This is a genomic window from Janthinobacterium sp. AD80, assembly GCF_002878455.1.
Taxonomy (GTDB): domain Bacteria; phylum Pseudomonadota; class Gammaproteobacteria; order Burkholderiales; family Burkholderiaceae_D; genus Janthinobacterium.
In genome coordinates this window covers 1-12,838 of the sequence record NZ_NRDQ01000009.1, presented here as the reverse complement: position 1 = coordinate 12,838, position 12,838 = coordinate 1, and the positions used below count along the sequence as shown (strand labels likewise).

General features: G+C 63.5%; 8 protein-coding genes, 2 tRNA genes and 2 pseudogenes. 4 read left to right on the top strand and 8 right to left on the bottom strand.

From position 1 onward, the window contains the following. Window positions 1-66 precede the first annotated feature (66 nt). The 3 genes from JaAD80_RS01915 to JaAD80_RS01905 form a co-directional block, all read right to left on the bottom strand. Window positions 67-2,478, bottom strand: a complete 2,412-nt coding sequence (locus JaAD80_RS01915; protein ID WP_102292636.1) for a TonB-dependent siderophore receptor — start codon at window positions 2,476-2,478, stop codon at window positions 67-69. A 304-nt stretch (window positions 2,479-2,782) separates the two neighbouring features. Continuing rightward, window positions 2,783-3,829 carry an aldo/keto reductase gene (locus tag JaAD80_RS01910; RefSeq protein ID WP_102292635.1) on the bottom strand — a complete coding sequence of 349 codons (1,047 nt, stop codon included), beginning with the start codon at window positions 3,827-3,829 and terminating at the stop codon, window positions 2,783-2,785. Between the two features lie 9 nt (window positions 3,830-3,838). Further along, on the bottom strand, window positions 3,839-4,888 hold the full coding sequence (locus JaAD80_RS01905) for a quinone-dependent dihydroorotate dehydrogenase (RefSeq protein WP_102292634.1): 1,050 nt from the start codon (window positions 4,886-4,888) through the stop codon (window positions 3,839-3,841). A 182-nt stretch (window positions 4,889-5,070) separates the two neighbouring features. Between JaAD80_RS01905 and JaAD80_RS01900 the strand changes: the two genes are divergently transcribed. Continuing rightward, complete coding sequence (locus tag JaAD80_RS01900; RefSeq protein WP_102292633.1) at window positions 5,071-8,382, top strand: S41 family peptidase; 3,312 nt, start codon at window positions 5,071-5,073, stop codon at window positions 8,380-8,382. A gap of 75 nt (window positions 8,383-8,457) precedes the next feature. Here JaAD80_RS01900 and JaAD80_RS01895 read toward each other — a convergent pair. From JaAD80_RS01895 to JaAD80_RS01880, 4 genes and pseudogenes are all read right to left on the bottom strand, one after another. Next, a pseudogene (locus JaAD80_RS01895) lies at window positions 8,458-8,559 on the bottom strand (arginyltransferase); the annotation flags it as partial. A 253-nt stretch (window positions 8,560-8,812) separates the two neighbouring features. Then, window positions 8,813-9,535 carry an arginyltransferase gene (locus tag JaAD80_RS01890; protein WP_102292632.1) on the bottom strand — a complete coding sequence of 241 codons (723 nt, stop codon included), beginning with the start codon at window positions 9,533-9,535 and terminating at the stop codon, window positions 8,813-8,815. 66 nt (window positions 9,536-9,601) lie between these two features. Continuing rightward, window positions 9,602-10,318, bottom strand: coding sequence for a leucyl/phenylalanyl-tRNA--protein transferase (aat, locus tag JaAD80_RS01885; RefSeq protein WP_102292631.1), 717 nt, complete (start codon window positions 10,316-10,318; stop codon window positions 9,602-9,604). 36 nt (window positions 10,319-10,354) lie between these two features. Beyond that, window positions 10,355-10,954, bottom strand: a complete 600-nt coding sequence (locus tag JaAD80_RS01880; protein ID WP_102292630.1) for an NUDIX hydrolase — start codon at window positions 10,952-10,954, stop codon at window positions 10,355-10,357. A 219-nt stretch (window positions 10,955-11,173) separates the two neighbouring features. Here JaAD80_RS01880 and JaAD80_RS01875 point away from each other — a divergent pair. Together JaAD80_RS01875 and JaAD80_RS01870 are read left to right on the top strand one after the other, a co-directional pair. After that, a tRNA-Met gene (locus JaAD80_RS01875) sits at window positions 11,174-11,250 on the top strand. A 162-nt stretch (window positions 11,251-11,412) separates the two neighbouring features. Next, window positions 11,413-11,489: transfer RNA gene (locus JaAD80_RS01870), tRNA-Met, on the top strand. Window positions 11,490-11,547: 58 nt separating this feature from the next. Here the strand turns inward: JaAD80_RS01870 and JaAD80_RS01865 are convergent. Beyond that, the gene (locus JaAD80_RS01865; RefSeq protein WP_102292629.1) at window positions 11,548-12,336 is read right to left on the bottom strand and encodes a helix-turn-helix transcriptional regulator; all 789 of its coding nucleotides are present in this window, start codon (window positions 12,334-12,336) and stop codon (window positions 11,548-11,550) included. Between the two features lie 109 nt (window positions 12,337-12,445). On the opposite strand from JaAD80_RS01865, the pseudogene JaAD80_RS01860 reads away from it, so the two are divergent. Next, a pseudogene (locus JaAD80_RS01860) lies at window positions 12,446-12,838 on the top strand (MFS transporter); the annotation flags it as partial.

The following is a 12,838-nucleotide window of genomic DNA, read 5'->3' as shown; positions in this document are numbered from 1 at the left end:
AGTGCTGATAAAAAAAGCCCGGAGGCGCATCGCGTCTCCGGGCTTTTTTATATGCCGGCGTGCCGCTTACCAGCTGTAGCCAGCCTTGGCGTAGTAGTAGCGGCCGTTGAAACCGTTCGGCGCGAAGATGCTGTACGGCTGCGTGCCTGCCACGTTCAGGTTGCCGGCGCTGGTCACTTGCGCCGGGTAGCGGTTGGTGACGTTGTCGATGCCGGCCACCAGGCGCCAGTTCTTGCCCAGCTTCACGGAACCGGACACGTCCAGCACCCATTGCGGGTCATACGTCTGGTCCAGCTTGACATCGTTCTGCGGCACCGTGAAGCTGCCGTAGCGTGTCACCAGGCCATGTACGTTCCAGATGCCGAAGCCATAGTCGGCGGCCAGGCTGAACTTGTCTTTCGGCGACGTCACGGTGATGCGGTCGATACTCTGGCGGTCGATCAGCTTCAGGTTGTTGGCCGTCAGGATGGCCGGATTGTCGGCGATTTTCTGTACCTTGCTCTTGTTGTGGTTGTAGGCCACGGTAAAGTCCAGGCGGTCCTTGTCCTGCAGGTCGATGCGGTAGGTGCTGACGATGTCGACGCCTTGCGTGCGCGTGTCGACGGCATTCGTGAAGTAGCGCGCCGCGCCCACCGGCGTGCCTTGCGCCGCCAGTTGGGACTTCAGCGCATCGTTCAGCGCCAGGTTGGCCGAGAACAGGATGCGGTTGTCGATGTCGATGCGGTAGGCGTCGATGCTGGTGGTGAAGTTGCGGTTCGGCTGGAATTGCAGGCCCAGGCTGTAGTTGCGGGCTTTTTCCGGCTTCAGGTCCTGCGCTCCCAGGGCGCGCGCCTGCGGCGTGTTGACGGCGAAGGTACCCGTCTCGATCGGCGTGTTGACGCCGTTGATGACCTGGAAGTTGGTGGTGGTGATGGTGTAGTACTGCTGCGCCAGCGACGGCGCGCGGAAGCCGCTCGACATCGTGCCGCGCAGGGACAGCGCATCCGTGAAGGCATAGCGGGCCGAACCCTTGGCCGAGGTGGTGCTGCCAAAGTCGCTGTAGCGCTCATGGCGCAGGGCCACGCCGCCGGACAGCTGCTTCGTCACTTCCGCTTCCAGGTTCACATACAGCGATTCGTTGTGGCGCGAATGGCTGCCCGCGTTGGCCGGGCGGAAACCGGCAAAGCCTTGCGAGCCGGTGCCGATGTACGACGCCTCGTCGCCGGCACCGATGCTGTATTTCTCGCGGCGCGCTTCCGCGCCGACGGCCACCGTCAGCGGACCCGTAAAGTAAGACACGGGGAATTCGCGCGCCGCGTCCAGGTTGAACACGGTCTGCTCGTTTTTCAGCGAACCGGCATAGAAATGCGTGGGGCTGTTCGCGCCCTGCACGCCGATCGACAGGTTGATCGTGTTATCCAGGTCCAGCTCGAATTTGTTGCTGCCGTAGTTCAGGCTGGCATCCCAGCGCCAGCCGGCCGCTTCGCCGCGCAGGCCCGTGACGATGGACTGGTCCGTCAGGGTGCTGTTTTGCAGTGGCAAGAAGCCTTCCGGGTACACGGGCGTGCGCAGGGCGGTGCCGTTGTAGGCCGTGCGCCAGGTGGCGGCGGCCGACGTGTCGCGCTTGCCATAGTTGCCGAAGGCATACCAGTCGATATTGTCGTTGATGCGGTATTCGCTGTTGACGAAGACGGTGGCTGGCTGGGTTTCTGCGTCGCCATAGCGCTGGTTGACCTTGCCGTAGCGGGGCTCGGCCGGGTTGCGGAAGTCGGCACCGGCGCGGTTGGTCGGGTCGCGGTCTGCAAACTCGGCCGAGATGCGCACCCAGCCGTCGTCGCCCAGCTTGAAGCCGGCCGAACCCTTGATGCTTTTTTGCTTGCCGTCATGTTCCTGAGTCTGCGCATAGCCCACTTCGACGTCGCCGCCGGCCGCGCCCTTTTTCAGGATGATGTTGATCACGCCGGCAATGGCGTCGGAACCGTACTGGGCCGCCGCTCCATCGCGCAGCACTTCCACGTGGTCGATGGCGGCCAGCGGGATGGCGTTCAGGTCGACGGGTGCAGAACCGCGGCCCAGCGAACCGTTGACGTTGACGATGGCAGACGTGTAGCGGCGCTTGCCGTTTACCAGCACCAGGGTCTGGTCGGGCGACAGGCCGCGCAGCTGTGCCGGACGCACGGCGTCGCTGGCGTCGGCGCCCGTGGCGCGGGCGAAGTTCAGCGACGGCAGCAGGCGGCTCAGCACGGTGGCCAGTTCCGTCGATCCCGTGCTTTGCAGGTCGCGCGAGGTGAGGATGTCGATCGGCGATTCGGAATCGATGGTGCGGCGGTTCTTCGCGAAGGTACCGGTGACCACCACCGATTGCAGTTCGCCATCGGCCGGCAATTCCTGCTGCGCTTGCGCTTGCATCGGCAAGCTGAAGCAGGCGATCAGGCTGGCGGCGAGGACGGTTTTCACGGGGAGGGCGGGAATGTGGGTGCGGGCGGTGCTTGAACTCATCGACAATATCTCTCGGTTAGGGGATGCGCGGACCATGGCGGTCCGGTGATGACATCAGAGTAACAGTGGGCTTGGGGCGTGCTTACGAATAGTTGTGTCTATCGATATGCAATAAATATCTGAACCACGGCCAAATGGCGCGGGTAGCGCATATGGCCTTGTTTCCAGCATACGACCGGGCATGGCAAGGCTGCAATGCTGCACGGCAGTAAATTGCGAGGTGTTGTATAAATGCGACTATGCGCGGTGAGAGTTGGTCGTCTGGCCTTGCATCATGCTGCACTGCACCGCCAGACGCGGCCGCTTACTGTCCCGGGTTGGGCAGGCTGGCGTGGATGGCATCGACGGCCGCCACCAGTTCCGGCGACAGGGTGATGTGCCAGGCATCGATGTTCTGCTGCAACTGCTCCAGGCTGGTGGCGCCGATGATGGTCGAGGCGACGAACCAGCGCGAATAGCACCAGGCCAGCGCCAGTTGCGCTGGCGTCATGCCATGCGCGCGCGCCAGCGCCGCATATTGCCGCGCCGCTTCGACGGTGGCGGGGCGGATGTAGCGGGGGCTCCAGCCGGCGGGGAAGATGGTCAGCCGTCCCTTGGCTTGCGGATCGTCGAGGTATTTCGCCGTCAGCTGGCCGAACGCCAGCGGGCTGTAGGCCAGCAAGCCCACGTTCTCGCGGTGGCAGGTTTCGTCCAGCAGGCTGGTTTCAAAATGGCGCGCCGTCAGGTTGTACAGGTTCTGGATCGAGGCGATGCGCGGCAGGCCTTTGATTTCAGCCTGCTTGATGCATTCGGAAACGCCCCACGACGATTCGTTCGACACGCCGATGTGGCCGATCTTGCCTTCATCGACCAGCTTGCCCAGCACGGCCAGCGTGTCCTCGATGGCCACCGACGCGTGCTCCTTGCGCGGATTGTAGACGCTGGCGCCAAAGATGGGCAGGTTGCGGCTGGGCCAGTGCAGCTGGTACAGGTCGATGTGCTCCGTCTGCAGCCGGCGCAGGCTGCCTTCGACGGCGGCGCGGATGTTTACCGCGTCGTGGTCGGTCTTGCCATTGCGGATCCAGTGCATGCGCGAGTTCGGCCCCGCTACCTTGCTGGCCAGGACGATGTCGCCGCGCTTGCCGCTTTTCTTCAGCCAGCTACCGATGTAACGCTCGGTGCTGCCCTGCGTCTGCGCGCTGGCCATGACCGGATACATCTCGGCCGTATCAATGAAATTGATGCCGCGTTCCAGCACGTAATCGAGCTGGCTGTGCGCTTCCGCTTCGCTGTTCTGCTCGCCGAAGGTCATCGTGCCCAGGCAGATTTTACTGACTTCCAAACTGCTGGCGCCCAGCTTGATCTTTTCCATGCGCCTTCCTTAGCGGGCCTGCTTGCCGCGCAGCGCGCGGGCGCAATCCTTGATCAGCGCAGGGCCGGCGTAAATCAGGCCGCTGTACAGCTGCACCAGCTGCGCGCCCGCTTCGAACTTGGCCACGGCGTCGCTACCCTGCATGATGCCGCCCACGCCGATGATGGGCAGCGCATCGCCCAGTTCCGCCTTCAGCAGGCGGATGACATTATTCGACAGTTCGAACACCGGTGCGCCCGACAGGCCGCCCGCTTCGGCGCCGTGCGGCATGCCTTCCACGGCGCTGCGCGACAGGGTCGTGTTGGTGGCGATGACGCCGTCGATCTGGTGGCGCGTGAGCGATTCGGCGATGCTTTTTACCTGTTCGCCATCCATGTCCGGCGCGATTTTCAGGGCCAGCGGCACGTAGCGCTTGTGCTTGTCGGCCAGGCGCGCCTGCGCCTCTTTCAGCTGCGACAGCAGGGCGTCGAGTTCCGATGCGCCCTGCAGCTGGCGCAAATTCTTCGTGTTCGGCGAGGAGATGTTCACCGTCACGTAGCTGGCATACGGGTAGACTTTTTCCAGACACAGCAGATAGTCGTCGGCCGCCCGCTCGATCGGCGTGTCGGCGTTCTTGCCGATGTTCAGGCCCAGCACGCCGGCGCGGTTCTGGTAGAACTTCGACGCCTGCACATTGGCCACAAAGGCGTCCACGCCGCCATTGTTAAAACCCATGCGGTTGATGATGCCCTGCGCCTGCGGCAGGCGGAACATGCGCGGTTTCGGATTGCCCGCCTGCGCGCGCGGCGTGACGGTACCCACTTCGATCGAGCCAAAACCCAGGTCGGCCAGCGCGTCGATGTAGGCGCCATCCTTGTCCAGGCCGGCGGCCAGTCCGACGGGGTTCGGGAAGGTGATGCCCATCACCGTGCGCGGATCGGCCGCCGGCTTGCCGGACAGCCTGGTCAGGCCCAGCGCGCTGGCGCGTTTCAGGGCCGGCAGGGTGAAATGGTGGGCCGCTTCGGCATCCATCGAGAACAGCAGCGGGCGGGCGAGGGAGTACAGGAATTTTTCAGACATGGGGCGCTTTGAGTAGGTGTGCGGGCCACTGGGAAGAGCTGGTGGCCGGCGATGTAATTGCCGGTATTTTACCGTGTTCCGCGCTGGCTCCGGTGTATAGTTGCCATTGGCCTCAAGCAACATTGAGTCCGACCCGGACCGTTGACATCCTCTGCTTCCTTACATCATAAGTGAGACATCGATTGAAAAAGACACGCATCTTGACCGCCATCGCGGCCGCCAGCGCACTGCTGCTGAGCCACCCGGCCCTGGCCCTGCCGAATACCCAGGACACCCGCATGCTGAGCGAACCTGCCGTCTCCAGTCGGCACATCGCCTTCATCTACGCGGGCGATTTGTGGCTGTCGAACCTGGACGGAGGCGGCGCGCGGCGCCTGACCTCCGACCTGGGCGACAAGTCCAATCCCGTGTTCTCGCCCGATGGCAGCCTGATCGCGTATAGCGCGAATATCGATGGCAATGTCGACGTGTATGTGATCGCGGCGGCGGGCGGCGTGCCGCGCCGCCTGACCTTCCACCCGGGTGCCGACCTGGCGCAGGCGTTCACGCCCGATGGCCGGTCCGTGATGTTCACCTCGCCCCGCGCCGCCTTCAACAACCGCTTCCAGAAATTGTTTACGGTACCGGTGGCGGGCGGCGTGGAAACGCAGCTGGAGATCCCCAATGCCTCGCGCGCCGCCTATTCGCCCGATGGCAAGCGCATCGCCTACAACCCCCTGATGCCCGCCTTCAAGCAGTGGAAACGCTACCGTGGCGGCACCAATTCCTGGCTGTGGCTATTCTCGTCGTCCGACAAGTCGATTGAAAAAATCCCCCAGCCGACGACGCGCTCGAACGACGTCGACCCCATGTGGCTGGGCGACACCGTGTACTTCCGTTCCGACCGCAACGGCGAATTCAACCTGTTTGCCTATGACGTGAAGACCAAGGCCGTGCGCCAGCTGACGCAGCACACGGACTTCCCCGTGCTGAACGCCTCGGCGGCGAACGGCAAGATCGTCTACGAACAGGCCGGCTACCTGCACGCGTTCGACATCGCCAGCGGCCAGGCACACAAACTGACCATCGGCGTGGCCAGCGACCTGGGGCAGACGCGCCCGCGCTGGGTCAAGAATGCGAAGTACATCCGCGACGCTTCCATCTCGCCATCGGGCGCGAGGGTCGCGTTCGAGTACCGGGGCGAGATCGTCACCATCCCCGCCGACAAGGGCGATGTACGCAACCTGACGCAGACGGCCGGCGCCAACGAACGCTCGCCGATCTGGTCGCCCGATGGCCGCTCGGTCGCGTATTTCTCGGACGAGTCGGGCGAGTATGAATTGCATGTGCGCTCCCAGGATGGCAAGGGCGCGGTGCGCAAGTTCAAGCTCAATGGCAGCGGTTTCTATGACAACGCCGTCTGGTCGCCCGACAGCAGGAAGATCGCCTTTGCCGACAATGGCTGGAGCATGTATGTGATCGATGTCGGCACGGGCAAGGTGCAGAAGATCGCCACGGAACCGATGTATGGCGTCGACAAGAGCATGCGCGCCTCGTGGGCGCCCGATTCGCGCTGGCTGGCCTACACGCTCAATTCGCCCACCTATACGCGCAGCGCCTACATCTATTCCATCGAACAGAACAAGTCGATGCCGGTGACCGATGGCCTGTCCGACGTGGCCCAGCCCGTGTTCGACAAGAGCGGCAAGTACCTGTACTTCTTTGCCTCGACGAATGCCGGCCCCAGCAACAACTGGTTCTCGCAGCAGAACACGGACAACCTGGTGACGCGCACGGTATGGATGGCCGTGCTGCGGCGCGACTTGCCGTCGCCGCTGATCAAGGAAAGCGACGAGGAAAAGGCTGCCGGCGCGGACGCCAAAAAAGACACGGCGAAGGCGGAAGCGGAGCCGAAGAGCGAAGCGAAGATCGATCCGAAAACGGGCCGCGACGACCCGAAAGTGACGGTGCTGCCGGTGGCGCCCATCCACATCGATTTCGACGGCATCGCCACGCGCATCGTCGACTTGCCGCTGCCGGCCGCGCAGTTCTCCAACCTGACCGCTGGCGCCGCGGGGCAGATCTTCCTGCTGCGCGAAAGCGATGGCAAGAAGGCCGTGCAGCGCTTTGATCTGAAGGAGCGCAAGGCGGAAACGGTGGTGGCGGAAGCCGATGATTTCGACATTTCAGCCGATGGCAAGAAGCTGCTGTACCGCCAGAAGGATAACTGGGCCATGGGGTCCGCCACGGGCAAGCTGCTGGCGCCAGGCGAAGGCAAGGTCAAGGTCGACGCCATCGAAGTGAAGGCCGACCCGCGCGCCGAATGGACGCAGATTTTCAACGAAGTGTGGCGCATCAACCGCGATTACTTCTATGACCCGGGCATGCATGGCGTGGATTGGAAAGCCATGCGCGACAAGTACGCCGTGTTCCTGCCCGAGCTGTCCAGCCGCGCGGACCTGAATCGTTTGATTCAATGGATGTGCAGCGAGCTGGCCGTGGGCCACCACCGTGGTGGCGGCGGCGATGATTTCATCGAGGCGAAGAAGGTGCCGGGGGGCTTGCTGGGTGCCGACTACGAAGTGAGTGACGGCCGTTACCGCTTCAAGAAGGTGTACGGCGGCTTGAACTGGAATCCTGAACTGCGCGCGCCGCTGACGGAACCCGGCCTGAACGTGAAGGCCGGCGAGTACCTGCTGGCCGTCGACAGCCGCCCCTTGGCGCCGCCGACGAATATCTACAGCGCCTTCGAGAATACGGCCGGCAAGGCCATCGACCTGACCGTCGGTCCTTCGGCCGATGGCAGGGGCGCGCGCACGATCACCGTGGTGCCCGTGCCAAGCGAGGACGCCTTGCGCAACCGCGACTGGATCGAAGGCAATATGCGCAAGGTGAACGCGGCAACCAATGGCAAGGTGGCGTATGTGTACGTGCCCAATACGGCAGGCCTGGGCCACACCTACTTCAAGCGCTATTTCTTCCCGCAGGCGGACAAGCAGGCCATCATCGTCGATGAACGCTTCAATGGCGGCGGCAGCGTGGCCGATTACTACATCGAGATATTGCAGAAGAAGGAAATCGCCTGGTGGACCATGCGCTATGGCGCCGACATGAAGACGCCATCGGCCTCGATCCAGGGGCCGCGCGCCATGCTGATCGACGAGACGGCCGGCTCGGGCGGCGACCTGCTGCCGTGGATGTTCCGCAAAAATAACATGGGTCCGCTGATCGGCAAGGCGACCTGGGGCGGCCTGGTGGGCATCCTCGGCTTCCCCGTGCTGATGGATGGCGGCACGATCACGGCGCCGAACCTGGCCTTCTGGACCCGCGAGAATGGCTGGGGCGTGGAAAACGAAGGCGTGCCGCCCGATATCGAAGTCGAGCAAACGCCGGCCGACGTCATCGCCGGCCGCGATCCGCAGCTGGAAAAGGCGATCGAGGTGATCCAGGCCGAGCTGGCGAAGAACCCGCCCGTGCGACCGGCGCGTCCGGCGTTTCCGGACAAGAGCAAGTAAAAACGGCAACCCCGTTGCAAAGACTGGTGTCGGACCCTGAGGGTCCGACCCCGGCCCTTCGCCGTTGGGTTTAATTTACAGTATCACCGACTGCCCCTTGATGCGCGCTTCCAGCGGCTTGAAGTTGATTTTATATGCCATCTTCGGGCTTTGCTCGATCCAGTAGCCCAGGTAGAGATGTAGCCGGGTAGGTCGGATGAGCGGGGTAACGCCCCGCGTAATCCGACGCCATTGTCGGCGCCGCGGGTGGTGTCGGATTACGCGCCTTGCGCTAATCCGACCTACCATGCTTTGTTCGATCGGCCGGGTAGCCGCGTAGGTCGGATTAGCGGAGCGTAATCCGACACCATTGTTGGCTTTGCAGGGGCGGATTACGCGCTTGCGGCCTCGGCACCCGCCGCCAATCCGACAGCATTGTTCGACCCTGGGTTTACAGTATCACCCACTGCCCCTTGACGCGCGCTTCCAGCGGCTTGAAGTTGATTTTATATGCCATCTTCGGGCTTTGCTCGATCCAGTAGCCCAGGTAGATGTAGGGCAGGCCCAGCTCCTGTGCCTGGGCTATTTGCCACAGCACGTTGTAGGTGCCGTACGAGGCACCCGGCACGTCCGGATCAAAAAAGGTGTAGACGGACGACAGGCCGTCGGCCAGCACGTCGATGATGCTGACCATGCGCAGGGTGCCGCCGGGATCGCGAAATTCCACCAGGCGCGTGTTGACCCGGCTTTGCAGCAGGAATTGCGCATACTGGTCGCGGCTGTCCTGGTCCATGCCGCCGCCCGCGTGGCGCGTGCTCTGGTAGCGCAGGTACAGCTCGTAGTGCTCGTCCAAAAAGGAGAGGGTGGCCACGCCCGCTTGCAGCTCGGCGTGCCGGCTCCACGCACGGCGCTGGTTGCGGTTCGGCGTGAACGACTGCGTCACCACGCGCACGGGAATGCAGGCCTGGCAGCCGTCGCAATACGGGCGGTAAGTAAAAATGCCGCTGCGGCGAAAACCGTTGCGCACCAGTTCCGAATACACGTCGCTGTTGATCAGGTGCGAAGGCGTGGCCACCTGCGAGCGGGCCTGGCGGTCGTCCAGGTAGCTGCACGGGTAGGGCGCCGTCGTGTAGAACTGGAGGGTGGCAAACGGTAGTTCGTTCAGGTGCGTCATGCTGATCCTGTCTGGTCTGTCCGCGGCGGTGTGCCTGGCGCTGTGCCTGGAGCTATCATAACTTTTTTATGCCGGTGCTGCAGATTGCCAGTCCGTGATTTGCGCTGCTTCAATGGCGCTTCGCAGATGGGCCAGGAAACGCGCGCGCGAAATGGGCGCCGCGCCCAGCGAGGCCAGGTGCCTGGTTTCCTGCTGGCAGTCGATCATGGCCACGCCGCGCGCCTTGAGGAAACGCACGAGGTGCGCCAGCGCGATCTTCGAGCCATCCGTCACGCGCGCGAACATCGATTCGCCATAGAACATGCGCCCGATCGACACGCCATACGCGCCGCCCACCAGTTCACCGTCGAGCCACAGTTCCGAGGAGTGCGCGTAGCCCAGCTTGTGCAAGCCCGTGTAGCCGGCGATGATCTCGTCGGAAATCCAGGTGCCGGGACCGTCCTTGCGCGGCGCCGCGCAGGCGCGCATGACGGCCTCGAAATCGCTGTCGAAGCGCAGCTGCCATCGCCCGTCGGTGGCGGCGCTGCGCTCGACCTTGCGCAGCGTCTTGGCCAGACTGTCGGATACCTTGAAGTCGTCCGTCATCAGCACCATGCGCGGATCGGTGCTCCACCACAGGATGGGCTGGCCTTCGGAAAACCAGGGGAAGATGCCGTGCCGGTAGGCGTCTAGCAGGCGCGCGGGCGACAGGTCGGCGCCGGCCGCCAGCAGGCCGGGCGCCTCGCCGGTCAGGGCGCGCGAGACGTCGGGAAACGGGGTATGAATGTCGAGCCAGGGAATCATGCAGTATCGGTGATGGCGGTGGCGGTGGCGGCGGGGTCAGGCAGCGTGTCCGGTATCGGCATCGGCATCCGGGCGGGCCATCGGACGCGTGATGTCGCCCGTATGGAAACCGTAGCTGCCGCCTTCGCGGATTTTGACACGGTCGGCAAAGAACAGTTCCAGGGTGGCGCGGATGGTGGGAAAGGCCAGGTCGTCCCAGGGAATCTGCGCTTCCGTAAACAGCTGCACGTCCAGGCTTTCGATGCCCGGCGCGAAGTCGAGGTCGCGCAGACGCGCCAGGTAGAACAGGTGCACCTGATGCACGCGCTGCACGTTCAGCAAGGAAAACAGGGGGCCAAGTTCGATGTTCGCACCCGCTTCCTCCACCGTTTCGCGCTCGGCCGCGTCGGACGTGGTCTCGTCGTTTTCCATGAAGCCGGCCGGCAGGGTCCAGTAGCCGTAGCGGGGTTCAATGGCCCGCTTGCATAGCAGCACCTGCAACTGGCCATCCTGCTCCCATACGGGAATCGAACCGACCACCATTTTCGGGTTCTGGTAATGGATGGCGTCGCAGTTGGCGCAGACATAACGCGGACGGTTGTCGCCTTCCGGGATGGAAAGGCTGACAGGATGGGCGCATTCGGAGCAGAATTTCATGGGCAGGCTAGCAATAGGGATGGCATCGGTAAAGTGATAGTGTAGCGCTTACTGTACACCGATTGCGTGCCGTGTGGCGTGATGGGCGGGCACAATCCCCACTGACGATCGGCCAAACGTTGAATGCGCTTCCTGGCGCACTTTTAATAAAATGGCTCTATTGCAGCAGAATTTGAGATAGCTATTGCCTAAGTCCCCCGTTTGCGCATATAATTCGTCTGCGGGGTGGAGCAGTCTGGCAGCTCGTCGGGCTCATAACCCGAAGGTCACAGGTTCAAATCCTGTCCCCGCAACCAATACCGGAAAGCCGCTGATTCTTGCAAAAGATCAGCGGCTTTTTCATTTCTGGCTGACGCTATGCCTCGTCCACCCATCGGCAATCCGCGCGCGCCGGTCCTGCAGTGGAATTGTCAATTCTTGCCCTTTACGCCGCGCAACAATCTGGTATATAATTCTTGTGCGGGGTGGAGCAGTCTGGCAGCTCGTCGGGCTCATAACCCGAAGGTCACAGGTTCAAATCCTGTCCCCGCAACCAATTCGAAGCCGCTGATTCTCGCAAGAGGGTCAGCGGTTTTTTCGTTGTGCGCAGCGCTTCACTCCTGCGCCTGGCGTGCGTACACCACCAGCCGCAGATGGCGGTCGGCGTCGATCGTCAGCGAGGTGTGCTCGTAGGCGAGCTGCGCGCCATCGACGTCCAGGTGGCGCACGCCTTCGCACGGCGCATGCACGTCATGGCGGCGCCACCACAGCTTGAACTCGGGCGAGACTTTTTCCAGTTCCTCCGCCAGCGCGTGGATGTCCGCTTCCTGCGTGGCGCGCGCGTAGTCGCGGCGAAAGCTCGACAGCATCAGCGGCGCCTGCTCTTCCCAGCCGACCAGGCGCTGGCGCAGCAGCGGGTCGGTAAACAGCAGCCATAGCAGATTGCGCCGCGCGGCGGCATGCGCGCCAAAGCCAAACAGGGCATCGGCGTGCGCATTGAACGCCAGCACGTCCCAGCGCAGGTTGAGCACATAGGCCGGATGCGCCAGTTCGTGCAGCAGGCGGCGCACCAGCGGCGGCACCACGCAAAACGTCTTGCCCTCTTCGGCGGGCGGACGCGCGTGCGCCAGCAGGAACAGGTGGCGCCGTTCCGCCGCATCGAGCTTGAGCACTTCGGCCAGCTTGTCGAGGAAGGCGCTGGAGACGCCGATGTCGCGCCCCTGTTCCAGCCAGGTGTACCAGGTCAGCCCCACGCCAGCCAGTGCCGCCACCTCTTCGCGGCGCAAGCCCGGCGTGCGCCGCCGGCCGCCGCCGGGCAGGCCCACGTCTTGCGGCAAGAGCCGCGCGCGCCGCGCCTGCAGGTAGGCGGCCAGTTCGTGGCGGGTGCGTTGCAAGCTGCGCATGGTGCTGTCTTTCAGGTGAGCCTGTTGCTGCCAGTAATAGCATAAACAGTTAAATTGTAATTGTTTATATTGTATTCCAGAATGCCTGCTTTCTTCCTGAAGGCTGTCCATGCTTGATTCCTCCTCTTCCATTTCGCGCGCGCCCGTCGCTGCCACCACTGCGCTGCCTGCCACTGTCTACCTGATCGCCATGGGTGCCTTTGCGCTCGGCATGGCGTCGTACGTGACGGCGGGCCTGATGCCGATGATCGCCAGCGCCTTTGCCGTCTCCGTGGCGATGGCCGCCCAGCTGGTAACGGCGTTCACCTTGGCCTACGGCTTAGGTTCGCCGCTGGCTGTGGCCTTGCTGCCGGCGCGCGCGCAGCGCTCCGGCTTGTTGTGGGCGCTGGCCGTGTTCGTGCTGGCGAATGGGGCCAGCGCGCTGGCGCCAGGCTTTGCCAGCTTGCTGGCGCTGCGCGCCGTCGCCGGCATCGGCGCCGGCGTCTACCTGGCGCTGGGGATC

What these genes read in the sequence shown, in the direction of transcription:
- JaAD80_RS01915 (WP_102292636.1), bottom strand. Translation starts at nt 2,478, where the DNA reads ATGAGTTCAAGCACCGCCCGCACCCACATTCCCGCCCTCCCCGTGAAA.
- JaAD80_RS01910 (WP_102292635.1), bottom strand. Translation starts at nt 3,829, where the DNA reads ATGGAAAAGATCAAGCTGGGCGCCAGCAGTTTGGAAGTCAGTAAAATC.
- JaAD80_RS01905 (WP_102292634.1), bottom strand. Translation starts at nt 4,888, where the DNA reads ATGTCTGAAAAATTCCTGTACTCCCTCGCCCGCCCGCTGCTGTTCTCG.
- JaAD80_RS01890 (WP_102292632.1), bottom strand. Translation starts at nt 9,535, where the DNA reads ATGACGCACCTGAACGAACTACCGTTTGCCACCCTCCAGTTCTACACG.
- aat (WP_102292631.1), bottom strand. Translation starts at nt 10,318, where the DNA reads ATGATTCCCTGGCTCGACATTCATACCCCGTTTCCCGACGTCTCGCGC.
- JaAD80_RS01880 (WP_102292630.1), bottom strand. Translation starts at nt 10,954, where the DNA reads ATGAAATTCTGCTCCGAATGCGCCCATCCTGTCAGCCTTTCCATCCCG.
- JaAD80_RS01865 (WP_102292629.1), bottom strand. Translation starts at nt 12,336, where the DNA reads ATGCGCAGCTTGCAACGCACCCGCCACGAACTGGCCGCCTACCTGCAG.